This is a genomic window from Stutzerimonas stutzeri SDM-LAC (assembly GCF_000235745.1).
Classification (GTDB): Bacteria; Pseudomonadota; Gammaproteobacteria; order Pseudomonadales; family Pseudomonadaceae; genus Stutzerimonas; species Stutzerimonas stutzeri_H.
In genome coordinates this window covers 50,587-67,696 of record NZ_AGSX01000046.1, presented here as the reverse complement: position 1 = coordinate 67,696, position 17,110 = coordinate 50,587, and the positions used below count along the sequence as shown (strand labels likewise).

Here is a 17,110-nt window from a genome sequence, read left to right as displayed (position 1 = left end):
CGGGCAGGCGTTTGTAATCCGCCATACACCCTCACATTGGTTAAGCAGGCACGGCTCAGCTGAGCATTCCCACGCCTGTCAGGGCCTGCTGCGCGTAGCCAAGGTGTTTGACCAACTGTTCGCGCAGGCGGGCACTCACATCGGCAAAGGCAATCGGCTCAGCGACCACATCGGCCAACTGGGTCATACTCATACCCGCATAGCCGCATGGATTGATCCGGCCGAAGGGCTCCAGATCCATGTCCACATTCAGCGCCAGACCGTGGAATGAGCGACCGTTACGGATGCGCAGGCCCAGAGAGGCGATCTTCGCACCCTCGACGTACACGCCGGGCGCATCGGGCTTCGCCAACGCCTGCACGCCGTAGCTGGCAAGCAGGTCGATCAGGCTGGATTCGATCCGGCTGACCAAATCCCGCACGCCGATACCCAAACGCCTGACGTCCAGCATCAGGTAACACACCAGTTGCCCCGGGCCATGATAGGTCACCTGCCCGCCCCGATCGGCCTGAACCACGGGAATGTCGCCTGGCAACAGCAGGTGTTCTGGCTTGCCGGCCTGCCCCTGGGTAAACACCCGCGGATGCTGCAGCAGCCAAATCTCGTCTACGGTGTCAGCCACCCGTTCGTTGGTGAAACGCTGCATGGCTTGCCAGGCGATCGAATACTCCACCAGCCCGAGCTCGCGCACCGCCAGCAGCGGGCCACTCCTCGCCGGAGAATCCGCCTCAGCGGGGCTGGGCACCAGGCACGGACCCGCAGGTTGCTCATTCATCACAAGACCATGTGCACGCGCCCGGTAGCGCGTAGATCGACGTGGATCGCCTGCAGCTGATCGACACTGGTAGCGGTGATCAATACCTGCACGGACAGGAAACGCCCATTGCGGCTGTCTCGACTCACCAGGGTGGTTTCATCGAAGTCCGGAGCATGCCGCCGGATCACCTCCACCACCGTGTCGCTGAAGCCCTCGCCCGCATCGCCGATGACCTTGATCGGGTAACGTTCGCAGGGAAATTCAATTTTGGGGGGCTGTGTTTCGCTTTTGGTGTCAGTCATGGCAGCGGACTCATGATCCGAGAGTGCGCGCCCGACCGGTAGCCAGGGCGCACTTCCGCGGTTCAGTTGAAGAGATTGAAGAAGAACAGCTGAATGCTATCCCACAGACGGCTGAACAGCCCACCTTCTTCCACGGCCTGCAGGGCAATCAGATCGGTGCTCTGCAACACCTGACCATCGAGGTTGACCTCAACTTTACCGATCACGTCACCCTGCTGGATGGGCGCCGTGAGTTCGGGGTTAAACGTCAGGCCGGCCTGCAGCTTGTCCATCTGCCCACGCGGCAGGGTCATGGTCAGGTCGCGTGCGAGCCCGGCACTCACCTGGTCCTGCTGGCCCTTCCAGACACGGGACGTCGCCAGCTCGACACCTTTCTGATAGAAGGTCCGGGTCTCGAAGAAGCGGAAGCCATAGGTCAGCAATTTCTGCGTCTCGGCGGCGCGCGCCTGCTCGCTGTTGGTGCCAAAAACGGCGCTGATCAGACGCATGTCATCACGAACAGCGGAAGCCACCAGGCAGTAGCCGGCCTCTTCGGTGTGACCGGTCTTCAGGCCGTCGACGGTCTTGTCGCGCCATAGCAGAAGGTTGCGGTTGGGCTGCTTGATGTTGTTCCAGAAGAACTCCTTCTGCGCATAGATGCCGTAGTGTGCAGGGTCCTCATGAATGATCGCGCGCGCCAGCTTGGCCATGTCCGCGGCGGAAGAATAGTGATCCGGATGCGGCAGGCCCGTGGCATTCATGAAGTGCGTATTGGTCATGCCCAATCGCTGCGCTGTGCTGTTCATGAGGTCGGCGAACGCCTCTTCGCTGCCGGCAATATGCTCAGCCATGGCAACGCTGGCGTCGTTGCCGGACTGGATGATGATGCCGTGCAGCAGATCGTCCACCGAAACCTGCGTGTTGACCTGGATGAACATCCGCGAGCCACCGGTGCGCCAGGCTTTTTCGCTGACGGTCACCATGTCGCTTTCGGAGATCTGGCCCTTCTTGATTTCCAGTGTGGCGATGTAAGCGGTCATCAACTTGGTCAGGCTGGCAGGCGGCAGGCGTTCATCACCGGCATTCTCGACCAGGATCTTGCCGCTGGCCGCGTCCATGAGGACGTAGGACTTGGCCGCCAACTGTGGCGGTGATGGAATGATCGGCTCGGCCCAGGCGGTGGGCGCTACGGCCAGCACAGTGAGAAGGAACAGCCGGTGCACGAAGGTGGTGATAGTCATTGCGCTCTCAGAAAGGTGGTGTGGCAAAAAAACGGTACAGGTCTGCCTGGTTATCGATCAGCGAAGTACGGCTTTTAATCACCGCTTACTCGCCGCGGGTTCCCCAGATTGGCAAGACGGACGCTCTGTTCGAGCTGCGCGGCTTCATCAGGGGAATCGATTGGCCCCAGACGCACCCGATGCAGGATCTGCTCCTGGTGGACAACCGAACTCACGAATACCGGCGCGCCAGTCATGCTACTGAGCTTGTCACGCAGCAACTGAGCGGCATCGGGGTTGGCGAACGCGCCGACCTGCAGATAGACCCCAGCCGCAGATGCGTCACTCGTGTCGGCACTGGCAACCTCAAGCGGCACGGTAGCACCGGCATGTTGCGCTGGAGGCGGCGTGTACTGCTCGACAGGTTGTGCCAGCGTAGCAACCGCCGGCTTCGCAACCTTCTGCGGCTCGGCCAGTACCATCGGCGCCGGCCTGCCACGCTCGGCCCACCATTGTTCAGGGTCGATACCTTCGACCTTGACCCGCGCGGTTCCGGTTTCGGCGTAGCCCAGTTTCTTCGCTGCCGCAAAGGACAGATCGATGATTCGATCCGAGTAGAAGGGACCGCGATCGTTGACGCGCAGTACCACAGTCTTGCCGTTGTCGAGGTTGGTTACCCGCACATAGCTGGGCAGCGGCAGCGTCTTATGCGCTGCACTCATGCCGTACAGGTCGTACTTTTCACCGTTGGCAGTCGGCTGACCGTGAAACTTGGTGCCATACCAGGATGCTGTTCCGGTCGCCCGATAGTTGCGTCCGTCACCAATTGGGTAATAGGTCTTGCCCAGCACGGTATAGGGATTGGCCTTGAACGGACCGTTGTGCGGCCTGGGTGTCGCATCGGGGATGCTGGACACGTCGACATCCCACCAAGGCGCGCCGTCCTTGTGCGGTCGCGAGTAGTCATCCGGACCGCTGATGCCTGCACTTTTCGTGGGGGCCGGCGACGGTGTCGGGGCCGACGAGCACCCGACAACCAGCACAGCGAAAGCCGTTACCGCCAGCAAACGGGAGGTCATTGTGCACCCCGCGCCTGGACCAGCTGCTCGGAGAGCTGATGGACCGCCATCGCGTACATGACGCTGCGGTTATAACGGGTGATTACATAGAAGTTGGGCAAGCCGACCCAATACTCATCGCCCTCAGCGCCTTCCAGACGAAAGGCGGTGACCGCCGTATCTTCGGCCACCTTCATTTCGGTCGGCCACTGCCAACCCAGCGCGCGCAATTGGGCAGCATTCTTCACCGGTTCGAGGCCCTCGGTCAGGCCGTCGCCATGCTGCTCACCGCTGACCGTAGCCCGCGCCACCACTGGCGCACCGGCGGTCCAACCGTGCTGTTTGAAATAGTTGGCGGCGCTGCCGATGGCGTCGACAGGATTTTTCCAGATGTCGATACGACCATCGGCATCGAAGTCCACGGCATAGGCGCGAAAGCTGCTCGGCATGAATTGCGGCAGCCCCATGGCACCGGCGTATGAACCGGTCAGCGTCAGCGGGTCGACCTGCTCTTCACGGGCCAACAACAGAAATTCCTTGAGCTGCTGGCGGAAGAATGGCTGGCGCGGCGGATAATCGAAGCCCAAAGTCGACAGCGCATCTATGACCCGGTAGTTGCCCGTGTTGCGGCCGTAGAACGTTTCGACGCCGATGATGGCGACGATGACCTGGGCCGGCACACCGAACTCCTGTTCGGCGCGCGCCAGCGCCGCGTCATTCTCGCGCCAGAAATCCACGCCCTGAGCAATCCGCGAATCGGTCATGAAGATCGGCCGATATTCTTTCCATGCCTTGACGCGCTCTGCCGGGCGGGAGATGGCATCGAGGATGACCTGCTTGCGCTCTGCCTGGGCCAGCACTTCGGCCACCTGCTCACCGGCGAAGCCGTAATCCTGAGTCATTTCGCGTACGAAATCGGCGACTTTTTCGCCCTCATAATCAGCCGCAAAAACCGCCGAAGCATTTCCGAACGCCGCGAAAAGACCCGCTCCACAGAGCACCCGTGTCAACCAGCCACGCCGTAATCGATCCAAGAAATTCACTCTAATCAAACCTGTGCGATCCACTTGCGATGGGTGTGGATCGACATCAAAACCCCGAACCCTGATAGCAGGGTTACCAATGAAGTGCCACCAAAACTGATGAAGGGCAACGGCACCCCTACCACCGGCAACAGACCGCTCACCATGCCGATGTTGATGAATACATAGACGAAGAAGGTCATCGTCAGCGCACCAGCCAGCAACTTGCCAAACAGCGTTTGCGCCTGAACGGTGATGACCAGCCCACGCGCGATCAGCAGCAGGTACAGCAGCAGCAGCAGGCAGACCCCCACCAGACCGAACTCTTCAGCCAGAACGGCAATGATAAAGTCCGTATGGCTTTCCGGCAAAAAATCCAGATGCGACTGAGTACCCTGCAGCCAGCCCTTGCCAAAGACTCCGCCCGAACCAATCGCCGCCTTCGACTGAATGATGTTCCAGCCGGTTCCCAGCGGATCGCTTTCCGGATCGAGGAAGGTATGCACGCGCTGTTTCTGGTAGTTGTGCAGCACGAAATACCACATGCCGACGGCGATCGGTACCAGCGCTGCTATCGCGCTCAGGACCCAGCGCCAGCGCAGCCCGGCGATGAACAGCACGAAGGCACCGGAAACCAACACCAGCAACGAAGTGCCCAGATCCGGTTGCTTGAGGATCAGCACGAAGGGCGTGATGATCAGCCCCAGGCTGACCATGGTGTGCTTGATTCCCGGCGGCAACGCGCGTGCGGACAGGTACCAGGCAATGGTCATCGGCATGATGATCTTCATGAGCTCGGACGGCTGGAAGCGAATCACCCCGGGGATATTGATCCAGCGGGTCGCGCCCATTGCGGTGTATCCGACGAACTCCACCGCGACCAGCAGTGCGACGACCGCCAGATAACCCGCCGGAACCCAGCGCGCCATGAATCTTGGCTCCAACTGAGCGATCACCAGCATGGCGCCCAGGCCGAAGCCATAGGAAGTCGCCTGCTTGATCAACAGGTCGATATTCTTGCCGCCAGCCGAATAGAGGACGAACAGGCTACCGGCTGCGAGCATCAGCAGAAGCAGGAGCAGCACTCCATCGATATGCATGCGCTGTAACAGCGTCGCCCGACGACGCATCACATCGGCGGTTGAAAGCGTGCGATCGAATGTTCCGCTCATGGCTTGGGCTCCTGAGCAGTCACGACCGGCGCGAATTCGGCTTTCAGCTCGCCCGCCTCGTTCAGCAACCAGGCATCCATCACCTGCTTGGCCACAGGTGCCGCGACGCCAGAGCCGGACTCACCATTCTCGACCATGACCGCCACCGCAATCTGCGGGTCGTGCACCGGGGCGAAGGCGATGAACAAGGCGTGGTCGCGGTGGCGTTCGGCGAGCTTGTCGCTGTCGTACTTCTCGCCCTGCTTGATGGCCACTACTTGCGCCGTACCGCTCTTGCCGGCGATGCGGTAGGCGGCACTGTCGCCAACTTTCTTTGCCGTGCCGCGGGCGCCATGCAGCACCTTCACCATTCCGTTGATCGAAGCCTCCCAGTAGCTTGGATCGCGAAGCTGAATGTCAGGCATCGGCTCCGGATCGACAGGCTTCTGTCCTTCGATGCTTTTCGCCAGGTGCGGCCTGATCCATTTGCCGCGAGTCGCCATCAGCGCGGTCGCCTGGGCCAGCTGCAACGGCGTCGCCTGCATGTAACCCTGGCCGATGCCGAGAATGACGGTCTCGCCGGGATACCAGGCCTGCCGATAACGCGCCCGCTTCCAGTCGCGCGAGGGCATCAGACCGGCCGTTTCCTCGAACATGTCCAACGCAACACGCTGGCCAAGGCCAAAGCGGCTCATGTAGTCATGCATGCGGTCGATGCCCATCTTGTGCGCGAGGTCGTAAAAGTAGGTGTCATTGGATCGCATGATCGCCGTTTCCAGATCCACCCAGCCGTCGCCGCCGCGATTCCAGTTCCGGTACTTGTGTTTCACGTTGGGCAGTTGGAAGAAGCCCGGATCGAACACCTTGCTGTCCTCGGTGACGACCCCAGCGTCGAGACCTGCGACTGCCATCATCGGCTTGATCGTCGACCCGGGTGGGTACAATCCGCGCAGCACGCGGTTGAACAACGGCTGGTCGATCGAGTCTCGCAGCTCGCCATAAGCCTTGAAGCTGATCCCGGTAACGAACAGGTTGGGGTCGAAGCTCGGCTGACTGACCATCGCCAAAACCTCGCCGGTGGACGGCTGCAACGCCACGATGGCCCCGCGACGTCCTGCCAGCGCAGCCTCGGCCGCCTGCTGGAGTCCCAGATCGAGGGTCAGGGTGATGTCCTTTCCCGGGATCGGATCGGTACGTTTGAGCACCCGCAGCACCCTTCCGCGAGCGTTCGTCTCCACTTCCTCGTAACCGACCTGGCCGTGCAACGAGTCCTCGTAGAAGCGCTCGATGCCGGTCTTGCCGATATGGTGGGTACCGCTGTAATTGACCGGATCGAGCTGCTTGACCTCAGCCTCGTTGATCCGCCCGACATAACCGACTGAATGCGCGAAATGCTCGCCCTGCGGATAGTGCCGAACCAGCTGTGCCGCGACTTCGACGCCCGGCAGACGGAACTGATCCACCGCAATGCGTGCGATCTGTTCCTCGGACAACTCATACATGATCGGCACCGGCTCGAACGGACGCCGCCCCTGCAGCACGCGCTTCTCGAACAGTTCGCGCTCTTCGCTGGACAGCTCCAGCACCTCGACCACGGTATCCAGCGTCTTGCGCCAATCTTCGGCGCGCTCACGAGTCACCGTCAGGCTGAAGCTGGGACGGTTATCCGCAATGATCTTGCCGGTCCGATCGAAGATCAGCCCCCGGTTAGGCGGAATGGGCTGAACATGGACCCGGTTGTTTTCCGAAAGCGTGGAATGGTGCTGGTACTGCACGACCTGCAAGTAATACAGACGCGCTATCAACACGCCGACCAGCAGCAGCACCATTGCTCCGCCCACAAGCACGCGCTGGCGCACCAGACGGGCGTCTTTTTCGTGGTCCTTGAGGGGAATCGGCTGGGACATCTTCGGTTTGGCTGTACTACTTGTGGTAAGGGTGACCCGACAGCAACGTCCAGGCGCGATAGATCTGTTCGCCGATCAGAATACGAACCAGCGGATGCGGCAAGGTGAGCGGTGACAGCGACCAGCGCTGCTCGCTGCGTGCGCAGACCTCGGGCGCCAGCCCTTCCGGCCCGCCCACCATCAGATTGACGTTGCGCGCATCGAGCCGCCAACGCTCCAGCTCACCAGCCAGCTGCTCGGTGCTCCAGGGGCGCCCCGTCACTTCCAGCGTGACGATGCGCTCGCCAGGCTGAACCTTCGCCAGCATGGCCTCGCCTTCCTGACGAATCAATCGCGCCACGTCGGCATTCTTGCCGCGAGTGTTGAGAGATATTTCATGCAGCTCCAAGGGCAGCTCGGACGGCAGGCGCTTGGCATATTCATGCCAACCGTCCTCCACCCAGCGCGGCATCTTCGAGCCCACCGCAATCAGCTTGATCCGCACGGATCGATTATTCCTGTTCGCCCGCGTGCTGCGCGCGACTCTGCTCGGCACCTTGCCAGAGGCGCTCGAGATCGTAGAACTGCCGAGTAGGCACCTGCATCACGTGCACCACCACATCGCCCAGGTCGAGCAGCGCCCACTCACCGCCGTCCAGCCCTTCGCTACCCAGAGGGCGCACGCCCTGCTCCTTGACCTTTTCAAGCACGTTCTCGGCCAGAGATTTTACGTGACGGCTGGAGGTGCCGCTGGCGATCACCATGAAGTCGGTAACGCTGGTTTTGCCACGAACATCGATGGTGGTGATGTCGGTGCCTTTCAGATCTTCCAGGGCGCTAACGGCCAGATGGGCCAAAGAATCATTTTGCATAGTGTGAAACAACCTCAGTTCGACGCCCGGTACAGTCCGTGCGCGTTGATATAAGCCAGTACAGCGTCCGGTACGAGAAAGCGTACAGATCGGCCGCTGGCCAGAAATTGACGGATACGTGTTGCCGATACCCCTAGCGGGGCTTGCCAGACGAAAGCAATTTGCCCACCGCTGCCGGCGAGGCTCAGCGGATCGTTGACGCTGCGTGCCGCCAGCAGGTCGCGCAGCGTTTCCGGCGCCTGACTGTCGGCATCCGGTCGCTGCATGACCAGGATATGGCAATGGTCGAGCAGCTCATCCCAGCGATGCCAACTGGGAAGTCCGCAAAAAGCGTCCCAGCCGACGATGAGAAAGACCTGATCGTCATGACCCAGCTCGGCACGCAGAGACACCAGCGTGTCGAGCGTGTAAGACGGCTTGTCACGCTCCAGCTCGCGCGCATCGACCGACAGCGGAGCCAGGTCCTGCACAGCCAGCCGAACCATGGTCAAGCGATCCTGCGCGGAGCTGTATGGCGTTTCGCGGTGCGGCGGCCGGTAGTTGGGCACCAGGCGGACCTCGTCGAGCCCGACTATCTCGGACACTTCCAGCGCGCCACGCAGATGCCCGATATGCACCGGGTCAAAGGTGCCGCCGAGAAGGCCGATGCGCCGAGGGGTGCCAGTTGCCCTCATCAAGTACGCACGTGGCCGTCGCCGAATACCACGTACTTCTCACTGGTCAGGCCTTCCAGACCGACCGGACCACGGGCGTGCAGCTTATCGGTGGAAATACCGATCTCAGCCCCCAGACCGTACTCGAAGCCGTCGGCAAAACGAGTGGAGGCATTGACCATCACCGACGCCGAATCGACCTCAGTGATGAAGCGCCGCGCATCGGTGAAGTTTTCCGTGACAATCGCGTCGGTATGCTGCGAGCCGTAGCGGTTGATGTGCTGGATGGCTTCATCCAGCGAATCGACGATGCAGATCGACAGGATCGGTGCGTTGTATTCGGTGGACCAGTCCTCTTCGCTGGCAGCCAACACCTGGCTACCCAGCAGTTCACAGGTCCGAGGGCAACCACGCAGTTCAACGCCCTTTTCGCCATAGATCGCCGCCAGCGGTGGCAGCACACGTGCCGCAACGGATGCCTGAACCAGCAACGTCTCCATGGTGTTGCAGGGCGCGTAGCGCTGGGTCTTGGCGTTGTCGGCGATGCGAACGGCCTTGTCGAGATCGGCAGCCTGATCGATGAACACGTGGCAGATGCCATCCAGGTGTTTGATCACCGGCACCTTGGCATCGCGACTGATGCGCTCGATCAACCCCTTGCCACCGCGCGGGACGATCACATCCACGTATTCCGGCATGGTGATCAATGCGCCAACAGCGGCACGGTCGGTGGTCTCGACAACTTGCACTGCGGCAGCGGGCAGCTCGGCCTCGGCCAGCCCCAACTGAATGCAGCGAGCAATCGCCTGGTTCGAATGGATCGCTTCCGAGCCACCACGCAATATCGTGGCGTTGCCCGACTTGAGACACAGGCTGGCCGCATCGATGGTCACGTTGGGCCGTGACTCGTAAATGATGCCAACCACGCCCAGCGGCACACGCATCTTGCCGACCTGAATGCCGGAAGGCAGATAGCGCATGTCGCGGATTTCGCCAATGGGGTCAGGCAGGGTTGCGACCTGGCGCAGCCCCTCGATCATGTCGTCGATGCGTGCCGGCGTCAGTGCCAGACGATCAAGCATCGCCTCGTCGAGACTATTGGCGCGCCCGGCCTCGAGGTCCTTACGATTGGCACGGACCAGTTCCTCGCGCGCCGCATCGAGCGCGGCGGCTGCGGCCTGCAAGGCTCGGTTCTTCTGCGCTGTGGTGGCACGCGCAAGCACGCGCGACGCCTCGCGCGCGGCGCGACCGAGGCGGGTCATGTAATCGAGTACGGACTCGGTCATGGTCTGGCTGGCCTGACTGAAGGGAAAGCGGCTGATTATAGCCACCCGCGCGCCTCACGCACAGCGGCGCCGGGCGAATGGCTGCAAAGCCCCTGACTGCACGCGACACCGCTCATCCAACGGGTCGAGATCTGCCGCTTGCGCCGCAAGTATCCGAGGCTATCGCCAGCGCTATCATGACCAGACGTTGAAACCCGCGCGTCGGATGCCGGGTCGAAGCGTCTCGAACCAAGGAAAAAAGACCCATGCCGGAATGGCTCACCGCACTCTCCAGTTGGCTGGCTGAAAACCCTCAGTGGCTTGGCCTTAGCCTGTTTGTCGTCGCCTGCCTCGAATGCCTCGCCATTGTCGGCTTGCTGATGCCCGGCACGGTGCTGGTATTTGCCATCGCGGTAGTCGCCGGTAGCGGCGTGCTCAGTCTCGGCGAGACGTTACTGCTGGGCTACGCCGGCGGTTTGCTCGGCGACCTGCTCTCGTACGGGCTGGGCCGCCGCTATCACCAAAATATCCGCAGCATCCGCGGCCTTCGCGACCATCCGGAATGGTTGAACCGCGCCGAGGTGTACTTCGAACGTTACGGCATCGCCAGCCTACTGGTTGGACGTTTCATCGGCCCGCTACGGCCCATGCTGCCGGTAACCGCCGGCATGCTCGACATGCCGTTCGGGCGCTTTCTGCTGGTCAGCCTGATCGCCGCAGCAGGCTGGTCGATGGCCTATCTGCTGCCCGGCTGGGCGGCGGGCGCGGCGGTGCGGCTGCCATTACCGGAGGGTTTCTGGAGCGAAGCGGGCTTCGTTACTGCCGCTTTGCTGCTGCTTATCGGCGGCGTAGTGCATGGCAGCCTGCATCAGATGCGCTGGGTTACTCCGCTTGCTGCTGGTCTCAGCGCAGCCGTTCTGATCGGACTGTTCATCGGCTGGCCCTATCTGGTGGAATTCGATGAAGGGCTGATGACGGTCGTTCAGGGCGAGCGCAGCCCGGTATTCGATCGCTTCATGGTCATGGTCACACGAGCCGGAGATTTCCACACCCAGCTGTGGGCCGCTGTGCTGCTGAGCCTCTTGCTGCTCGCTACGAAACAGGCACGTGCAGCCGCTTTCGCCATTCTCACACTGCTGGGCACCGCGCTGGCCAACGGCGCACTGAAAGCGACCTTCGGCCGGGTCCGGCCGGACATCCTGCTGGAGCCACTGCACAGTTACAGCTTCCCCAGCGGTCACAGCTCGGCTGCATTCGCCTTCTTTCTTACCCTGGGCGTTCTCGCCGGCCGCGGGCAGCCGCCGCGCATGCGCCTGGCCTGGGTGCTGCTGGGTGCATTACCGGCCACCGCAATTGCGTTATCGCGCGTCTACCTGGGCGTACACTGGCCAACCGACGTCATCGCGGGCGCGGTGCTGGCGGCAAGTGTTTGCGCCGCCAGCCTGACCCTTGTGCAATGGCGTGCGCCGATGCAGGCACTGTCGCCGAAAATATGGTGGCTGATCCTGCCGGCCGCCCTGGGGCTGATCGGCGCCTTTGCGATCTGGGCGTTGCCAGGCGCCATGCTGCTGTATCGCTATCAGTAATACTGACGACCGGGTGCCGCTGCTATTCGGGCGAATCCCCTTGCAACTGCTCTAGCCAGCGCTGGATGGACTGTAATTGCTGTTCAGGATCATCCAGTTGCAGCAGGTCGAGTTTCTGATCAGGCCGAAACGGCAACAGGTAGGCCAGCTGATGCGCCAGCGAGCGCTGCCCCTGCGCGGCACTGCCCATCCCCAGCGCCTCGACCAGCGGATGCTGACCGAGCGCCTCCAGCAACATCGCCAGTTCGAGATGCTCGTCGTCCAAGGGCGGATCATCCCCCTCGTCGCGCCAGGTAACCTCGGCGACGGTCAGCTGATCACGCTGCACTTCGGCCGAGAGCACATCGAAACGACGACCGCCTTCGACACGAATCCCCAGCAGGCCGTTAGGCCGCTGCTGCCAATCGCGGATCAGCGCTTCACAACCCGTCAGGGCATATTCGCTCGGCGCCAACCCCACTTCGCTACCCTCGATCAGACGCACCACACCGAAGCCGTGCCCGGCCTTCAGACAGCGGCTGACCATATCCAGATAGCGCGCCTCAAAAAGCTGCAAATCGAGGGTGCACCCCGGAAACAACACGGTATCGAGCGGAAACAACGGTAGCTTCATTCAGACTCCTTACGACAGCATCAGCACGGCCAAAGGCAGCAGCACTGCGGTCATCACGCCCATCAGGCTCATGGCCAGCGCCGCAAAGGCGCCGCACTCGTCGCCTTCCTGCAAGGCCTGGGCGGTGCCGACCGCATGTGCAGTCAGACCCAGCGCCATGCCTCGGGCGGCAGGATGCTGAACGCCAAACCTGCGCAACAGTTCCGGGCCGATGATCGCACCGATGATGCCGGTGATCATCACGAAGACGGCGGCCAGCGCCACCACGCCACCGATCTGCTCGGCCACCAGCATGGCGATTGGCGAGGTAACTGACTTGGGCGCCAGGGTCATCAGGATCATCTGGTCGGCACCAAATGCCCAGGCCAGAACCATCCCCAGCGCCGTGGCGCCGATGCCGGCGATGAGCAGGGTGAGCATGATCGGCCCGAACAATTCGCGAATTCGTCGCAGATTCAGATACAGCGGCACGGCAAGCGCCACCGTAGTTGGCCCGAGGAGCACGGTCAGCATCTGGGCGCTGTCGCGGTACTCCTCATAGCTCAGACCGCAAAGCACAAGCGTACCGACCACCACGACCATCGACACCAGCACTGGCTGCAAGAATACCCAGCGTGTTTTTTCGTAAGCCGCATAGGCCAACTGGAAAGCCGCCAAGGTGATGGCCACGCCAAACAAGGGATGATGAATGACCGCCTCCCAGGCCGCCTGCCATTGCATGGCGATCATGCGCGTCCTGCCTTGCGTTGCTGACGGCGAATCAACGTCTGCATCAGCCAGCCGGTGAACACCAACGACCCCACGAGCGAGAGCACCAGCACGCCGACGATGGCCCAGAAGTCCTTGAGAATCGCCTCGGTGTAGGCCATCACGCCCACGGCGGGCGGCACCAGCAACAGGGGTAGATAACGCAACAGACTACTCGCGGCGACCTGCAAGGATTCACTCGCTTGCCCGCGAGCTAACAACGCCACGAACAGCAACAGCAAGCCGATGATCGGCCCCGGCAACATCGGCAGCACCATTACGTTGAGCGCAGTGCCAAGCAGTTGAAACAACAGCAGCCAGGTTAGTCCGCGTAGCAGCATGGAAGCCTCCAGAGCAAAGGAGCGCGATTATAAGCCTCTCGCCACCACGACACTCACAACACCTGCCGATCCAAGCTATGGCGCGCCATTCGCACGAACCATGCTTGGTTGATTCGGCAACAACTGCATGCTGATCTAGCGTTGCTTCACATCCGAACAAAACAACAAACGCCGGAGGATATATGCCGCAAGTACCCGTAGCAGAACTCAAGGATTACATTGGCAAAGAGCTAGGCCACTCCGAATGGTTCACCGTCGATCAGCAGCGGGTCGACCAATTCGCCGATTGCACGGGTGATCACCAGTTCATCCACATCGACCCGGAAAAAGCCGCGCAGACCCCGTTTGGCGGAACCATCGCGCACGGTTTCCTCTCGCTGTCGCTGTTGCCGATGCTGATGAATGAACTGATGATTCGTCCTGAAGGGACCCAAATGGGCGTCAACTACGGGCTCGACAGCCTGCGCTTCATCCAGCCGGTCCGGGTCGGCTCGCGGGTTCGGGTATCAGCGACATTACTCGACGCCTACGAGAAAAATCCCGGCCAGTGGCTGCTCAAGTCGCGTGCCGTGATGGAAATCGAGGGTGTGGAAAAACCCGCCTACATTGCCGAGACCCTGGCGCTCTGCGTGGTCTGACCCGGCAGGCGTAGTTGTCGCAGCCCACTGAGTTTGCGGCATACTGCGGCGTCGCCCCTCTGGATAGCCGCATGCGCCACCTCGCTCCACTTCTGTTCGCCTGTTTTCTGACCGCGTGTGGCGATGGCGAGCCGTTGCTGCCCGCCGACGCCGTGCTGCCCGACGGTGGCCGCTACCGGGGTGAGGTCATCGATGGCCTGCTACAGGGCGAAGGGCGTATCGACTACCCCAACGGCAGCTATTACCTCGGCTCATTCACGGACGGACAGTGGCACGGCCAAGGCCTCTGGCAAGGCGCTAATGGCGATCGCTACGAAGGCGGCTTCAAATACGGACTGTTCGATGGCCAGGGTCGCTTCAGCTACGCCACCGGCGGCGTCTATGAAGGGCATTTCGAGCTGGGAAGCCTCAACGGCACGGGCCGCTACAGCGAGCCTGGCCTGAGCTACGAAGGCGCATTCAAGGATGGGCTCTACCACGGCGCTGGCAAGCTGCAGGAGGCAGACGGCACCAGCTATGAAGGCACGTTTGCCCACGGCCAGCCCGATGGCGAGGGCACCCGCACCGACGCCAGCGGTGTCTTCAGCGGCAACTTCACCAACGGCCTACTCAGCGGCGAGGGCCTGTACCGCGGTAACGACGGCGAGCACTACTTGGGCCAGTTTCAGGACGACCTGTTCCATGGCCAGGGCCGCTACGAAGATGCGGCCGGCAATGTCAGGAAAGGCATGTTCCAGAATGGCGAGCTGAACGGCAAAGGCGAATATCTTGGCATTGACGGCACGCACTACAGCGGGGATTTCAAACGCTGGCAGTACCACGGCGAAGGTGACCTGCAGCAGCCCGGCGGTGACCGGTACGAAGGTCGCTTTCGGGAAGGCCAATTCAACGGAAATGGCACCCTTCTCCTCGCGGACGGCACTCAGAAGAGTGGCACCTGGCGGGCTGGGCGGCTCAGCGAGGATGCTCAAGGCAGGCCCCTCGCTGACCCGCTGGAGATCGGCCTGCTGCGCCAAGGGCAGTTGCTGAAGGACGCCCTTGATGCGGTGCCGCCATCAACTCCGGCTGCAGAGCTGTATAGCCTGACCCTTGCCGGCGATGGCCAGCAGAGTGTGTTTCTGCGCGAGGTCGGCTACGTCGACAACCTCTTGGCCGAACGCTTCGCCGCACGCGGCCAGATAAGCCTCGTCAACCACCGCGACCATCTTACTGATCGGCCGCTGGCTACGCGCGAAAACCTCGCGCGCGCGGTTGCGCGACTGGCCGAGCGCAGCGGCCCGGAAGACCTGATCTTCATCTATTTGACCAGTCACGGCTCAGCCGACCATCAGCTGGTACTGGCCCAGCCCCGACTGGCCCTGGAAGACCTGCCAGCCACGGACCTGGCAGCGCTGATGCAGCCACTCGCCGAGCGCAACAAGATCGTAGTCATCTCGGCCTGCTATTCCGGCGGTTTTATCGAGCCCCTGAAAAGCCCGAACACGCTCGTTATTACCGCAGCTCGTGCCGACCGGGTGTCGTTCGGCTGCTCCGAGGAGAGCGACTTCACCTACTTCGGCCGCGCCCTCTTCACCGACGCCCTGCAGGCAACGCCGGATATTGTGCAGGCATTCACGCTGGCACAGGCGAGGGTTGCCGAACGGGAACAAGCCGACCACTATCAAGCTTCGGAGCCGCAGATATGGGCACCCGAGCAGGTTGTCGAACACTGGCGGGCGCTGAGCAAACAGCAGCCGGCGCCATCTGACTGATCGTTACAGGAAGCCAAACCATGTATTTGACGCCACAGCGTATTTTGCTTGCCGGCGCCACCGGGCTCACCGGCGAGCACCTGCTCGACCGCCTGCTCAACGAACCCACAGTGGAGTGCGTGCTCGCCCCCAGCCGCAAGCGGTTGGCTGCGCATCCACGGCTGGAGAACCCGGTTGGCCCGCTGCAGACACTGCTGGCGCAGCTTTCAGGCGAAATCGACACCGCGTTCTGCTGCCTGGGCAGTACGCTGAAGGAAGCCGGAAGCCAGGAAGCCTTTCGAGCCATCGATCATGATCTGGTTGTCGCCTTTGCCAAACGCGCCCGGGAATTGGGCGCGCGGCACCTGTTGGTCATCAGCTCGCTGGGCGCCGACCCAGACAGCTCGATCTTTTACTGTCGGGTCAAAGGTGAAATGGAGCAGGCGCTACGCGCGCAGGGCTGGCCGCAGCTGACCATCGTGAGACCTTCGCAGCTGCTCGGACCACGCATGGAGGTGCGGCCGGTCGAGCGCCTGACCGCCCCGCTCTCCTATCTGTTGCCAGGCAAATACCGCGGGATCTCGGCCTGCATCCTGGCGCGTGCGCTCTGGCGGCTGGCACTGGAGGAAGCCGAAGGTACGCGAGTGGTCGAGTCGGACGAGTTGAGGCGGCTGGGCAAATAGGCACATAGGCGGGAAATCTTCCCCCGCAACGCTCCAGCTTGCAGCGCTGTTATCGCCGCTTAGCTCTTGATGAAGTGCTCGCGGTAATGGCGCAGCTCGGCAATCGACTCGCGGATATCGTCCAGCGCCAGGTGCGTACCGCCTTTCTTGAAGCCAGCCAGCACCTCCGGCGCCCAGCGCGCCGCCAATTCCTTGAGCGTCGAGACATCCAGGTTGCGGTAATGGAAGTAGGCTTCGAGACGAGGCATGCGGCGATAAAGGAAGCGCCGATCCTGGCAGATGCTGTTTCCACAGATCGGCGACTTGCCTTTCGGCACCCACTGCTCGAGAAACGCCAGCGTCTGAGCCTCTGCTTCCTCGGTAGAGATCTGGCTGTCGCGCACCCGCTGAGTCAGGCCGGACCCGCCATGTTGGCGTGTGTTCCACTCGTCCATGCCGGCGAGGAGTTCATCGCTCTGATGGATGGCGATGACTGGTCCTTCGGCCAGCACGTTGAGCTGGCTGTCGGTAACGATGGTGGCCATCTCGATGATGACGTCGTTGTCCGGGTCCAGACCAGTCATTTCCAGGTCGATCCAGATGAGGTTCTGCGGGTTCTGCATGGTGA

General features: G+C 61.9%; 19 protein-coding genes. 4 read left to right on the top strand and 15 right to left on the bottom strand.

The window, feature by feature from the left end:
* Positions 1 to 55 precede the first annotated feature (55 nt).
* From lipB to PSTU_RS0105440, 11 genes are all read right to left on the bottom strand, one after another.
* A complete protein-coding gene (gene lipB / locus PSTU_RS0105490) occupies positions 56 to 691 on the bottom strand; it encodes a lipoyl(octanoyl) transferase LipB (protein ID WP_019340040.1) in 636 nt (211 codons plus the stop codon).
* Between the two features lie 83 nt (positions 692 to 774).
* The gene (locus PSTU_RS0105485; protein ID WP_019340039.1) at positions 775 to 1,059 is read right to left on the bottom strand and encodes a DUF493 domain-containing protein; all 285 of its coding nucleotides are present in this window, start codon (positions 1,057 to 1,059) and stop codon (positions 775 to 777) included.
* A 62-nt stretch (positions 1,060 to 1,121) separates the two neighbouring features.
* A complete protein-coding gene (locus PSTU_RS0105480; protein WP_019340038.1) occupies positions 1,122 to 2,279 on the bottom strand; it encodes a D-alanyl-D-alanine carboxypeptidase family protein in 1,158 nt (385 codons plus the stop codon).
* Between the two features lie 74 nt (positions 2,280 to 2,353).
* Positions 2,354 to 3,337 (bottom strand): septal ring lytic transglycosylase RlpA family protein, encoded by a 984-nt coding sequence (locus PSTU_RS0105475; RefSeq protein ID WP_019340037.1) that lies wholly within the window; start codon positions 3,335 to 3,337, stop codon positions 2,354 to 2,356.
* Entirely contained in the window at positions 3,334 to 4,218 is an 885-nt protein-coding gene (gene mltB / locus PSTU_RS0105470) for a lytic murein transglycosylase B (protein ID WP_237709833.1), read from the bottom strand. Before mltB ends, PSTU_RS0105475 begins: the two co-directional genes overlap by 4 nt.
* 146 nt (positions 4,219 to 4,364) lie before the next feature.
* The gene (gene rodA / locus PSTU_RS0105465; protein WP_019340035.1) at positions 4,365 to 5,510 is read right to left on the bottom strand and encodes a rod shape-determining protein RodA; all 1,146 of its coding nucleotides are present in this window, start codon (positions 5,508 to 5,510) and stop codon (positions 4,365 to 4,367) included.
* On the bottom strand, positions 5,507 to 7,396 hold the full coding sequence (gene mrdA / locus PSTU_RS0105460; RefSeq protein ID WP_019340034.1) for a penicillin-binding protein 2: 1,890 nt from the start codon (positions 7,394 to 7,396) through the stop codon (positions 5,507 to 5,509). The genes rodA and mrdA overlap by 4 nt, the downstream gene beginning before the upstream one ends.
* Positions 7,397 to 7,412: 16 nt before the next feature.
* Positions 7,413 to 7,880, bottom strand: coding sequence for a 23S rRNA (pseudouridine(1915)-N(3))-methyltransferase RlmH (rlmH, locus tag PSTU_RS0105455; RefSeq protein ID WP_019340033.1), 468 nt, complete (start codon positions 7,878 to 7,880; stop codon positions 7,413 to 7,415).
* 7 nt (positions 7,881 to 7,887) lie between these two features.
* Entirely contained in the window at positions 7,888 to 8,247 is a 360-nt protein-coding gene (gene rsfS / locus PSTU_RS0105450) for a ribosome silencing factor (RefSeq protein ID WP_019340032.1), read from the bottom strand.
* A gap of 14 nt (positions 8,248 to 8,261) precedes the next feature.
* Positions 8,262 to 8,921 (bottom strand): nicotinate-nucleotide adenylyltransferase, encoded by a 660-nt coding sequence (gene nadD / locus PSTU_RS0105445; protein WP_019340031.1) that lies wholly within the window; start codon positions 8,919 to 8,921, stop codon positions 8,262 to 8,264.
* A complete protein-coding gene (locus tag PSTU_RS0105440) occupies positions 8,921 to 10,186 on the bottom strand; it encodes a glutamate-5-semialdehyde dehydrogenase (RefSeq protein WP_029404625.1) in 1,266 nt (421 codons plus the stop codon). The genes nadD and PSTU_RS0105440 overlap by 1 nt, the downstream gene beginning before the upstream one ends.
* A gap of 245 nt (positions 10,187 to 10,431) precedes the next feature.
* On the opposite strand from PSTU_RS0105440, the gene PSTU_RS0105435 reads away from it, so the two are divergent.
* Positions 10,432 to 11,751, top strand: coding sequence for a bifunctional DedA family/phosphatase PAP2 family protein (locus PSTU_RS0105435; protein WP_019340029.1), 1,320 nt, complete (start codon positions 10,432 to 10,434; stop codon positions 11,749 to 11,751).
* Between the two features lie 22 nt (positions 11,752 to 11,773).
* On the opposite strand, the gene PSTU_RS0105430 is transcribed toward PSTU_RS0105435, so the two are convergent.
* From PSTU_RS0105430 to PSTU_RS0105420, 3 genes are read right to left on the bottom strand one after another with little or no spacing between them, the layout of a single operon-like run.
* Positions 11,774 to 12,364 (bottom strand): LON peptidase substrate-binding domain-containing protein, encoded by a 591-nt coding sequence (locus PSTU_RS0105430; RefSeq protein WP_019340028.1) that lies wholly within the window; start codon positions 12,362 to 12,364, stop codon positions 11,774 to 11,776.
* 9 nt (positions 12,365 to 12,373) lie between these two features.
* Positions 12,374 to 13,084 (bottom strand): LrgB family protein, encoded by a 711-nt coding sequence (locus tag PSTU_RS0105425; RefSeq protein ID WP_029404624.1) that lies wholly within the window; start codon positions 13,082 to 13,084, stop codon positions 12,374 to 12,376.
* Between the two features lie 5 nt (positions 13,085 to 13,089).
* Positions 13,090 to 13,452 (bottom strand): CidA/LrgA family protein, encoded by a 363-nt coding sequence (locus PSTU_RS0105420; protein ID WP_019340026.1) that lies wholly within the window; start codon positions 13,450 to 13,452, stop codon positions 13,090 to 13,092.
* A gap of 182 nt (positions 13,453 to 13,634) precedes the next feature.
* Between PSTU_RS0105420 and PSTU_RS0105415 the strand changes: the two genes are divergently transcribed.
* The 3 genes from PSTU_RS0105415 to PSTU_RS0105405 all read left to right on the top strand — a co-directional run bounded on the left by PSTU_RS0105415 (position 13,635) and on the right by PSTU_RS0105405 (position 16,503).
* Positions 13,635 to 14,090, top strand: a complete 456-nt coding sequence (locus tag PSTU_RS0105415) for a MaoC family dehydratase (RefSeq protein ID WP_019340025.1) — start codon at positions 13,635 to 13,637, stop codon at positions 14,088 to 14,090.
* 71 nt (positions 14,091 to 14,161) lie between these two features.
* Complete coding sequence (locus PSTU_RS0105410; RefSeq protein ID WP_019340024.1) at positions 14,162 to 15,841, top strand: C13 family peptidase; 1,680 nt, start codon at positions 14,162 to 14,164, stop codon at positions 15,839 to 15,841.
* A 20-nt stretch (positions 15,842 to 15,861) separates the two neighbouring features.
* On the top strand, positions 15,862 to 16,503 hold the full coding sequence (locus PSTU_RS0105405) for an oxidoreductase (RefSeq protein ID WP_019340023.1): 642 nt from the start codon (positions 15,862 to 15,864) through the stop codon (positions 16,501 to 16,503).
* Between the two features lie 59 nt (positions 16,504 to 16,562).
* Here the strand turns inward: PSTU_RS0105405 and orn are convergent, their stop codons facing one another.
* On the bottom strand, positions 16,563 to 17,105 hold the full coding sequence (gene orn / locus PSTU_RS0105400; protein WP_019340022.1) for an oligoribonuclease: 543 nt from the start codon (positions 17,103 to 17,105) through the stop codon (positions 16,563 to 16,565).
* Positions 17,106 to 17,110 lie beyond the last annotated feature (5 nt).

Bases quoted from the DNA above. Each gene is read 5' to 3' on its own strand.
- PSTU_RS0105485 (WP_019340039.1), bottom strand. From the start codon at position 1,059: ATGACTGACACCAAAAGCGAAACACAGCCCCCCAAAATTGAATTTCCC.
- PSTU_RS0105480 (WP_019340038.1), bottom strand. From the start codon at position 2,279: ATGACTATCACCACCTTCGTGCACCGGCTGTTCCTTCTCACTGTGCTG.
- PSTU_RS0105475 (WP_019340037.1), bottom strand. From the start codon at position 3,337: ATGACCTCCCGTTTGCTGGCGGTAACGGCTTTCGCTGTGCTGGTTGTC.
- mltB (WP_237709833.1), bottom strand. From the start codon at position 4,218: ATGACTCAGGATTACGGCTTCGCCGGTGAGCAGGTGGCCGAAGTGCTG.
- rodA (WP_019340035.1), bottom strand. From the start codon at position 5,510: ATGAGCGGAACATTCGATCGCACGCTTTCAACCGCCGATGTGATGCGT.
- mrdA (WP_019340034.1), bottom strand. From the start codon at position 7,396: ATGTCCCAGCCGATTCCCCTCAAGGACCACGAAAAAGACGCCCGTCTG.
- rsfS (WP_019340032.1), bottom strand. From the start codon at position 8,247: ATGCAAAATGATTCTTTGGCCCATCTGGCCGTTAGCGCCCTGGAAGAT.
- nadD (WP_019340031.1), bottom strand. From the start codon at position 8,921: ATGAGGGCAACTGGCACCCCTCGGCGCATCGGCCTTCTCGGCGGCACC.
- PSTU_RS0105440 (WP_029404625.1), bottom strand. From the start codon at position 10,186: ATGACCGAGTCCGTACTCGATTACATGACCCGCCTCGGTCGCGCCGCG.
- PSTU_RS0105435 (WP_019340029.1), top strand. From the start codon at position 10,432: ATGCCGGAATGGCTCACCGCACTCTCCAGTTGGCTGGCTGAAAACCCT.
- PSTU_RS0105430 (WP_019340028.1), bottom strand. From the start codon at position 12,364: ATGAAGCTACCGTTGTTTCCGCTCGATACCGTGTTGTTTCCGGGGTGC.
- PSTU_RS0105425 (WP_029404624.1), bottom strand. From the start codon at position 13,084: ATGCAATGGCAGGCGGCCTGGGAGGCGGTCATTCATCATCCCTTGTTT.
- PSTU_RS0105420 (WP_019340026.1), bottom strand. From the start codon at position 13,452: ATGCTGCTACGCGGACTAACCTGGCTGCTGTTGTTTCAACTGCTTGGC.
- PSTU_RS0105415 (WP_019340025.1), top strand. From the start codon at position 13,635: ATGCCGCAAGTACCCGTAGCAGAACTCAAGGATTACATTGGCAAAGAG.
- PSTU_RS0105410 (WP_019340024.1), top strand. From the start codon at position 14,162: ATGCGCCACCTCGCTCCACTTCTGTTCGCCTGTTTTCTGACCGCGTGT.
- PSTU_RS0105405 (WP_019340023.1), top strand. From the start codon at position 15,862: ATGTATTTGACGCCACAGCGTATTTTGCTTGCCGGCGCCACCGGGCTC.
- orn (WP_019340022.1), bottom strand. From the start codon at position 17,105: ATGCAGAACCCGCAGAACCTCATCTGGATCGACCTGGAAATGACTGGT.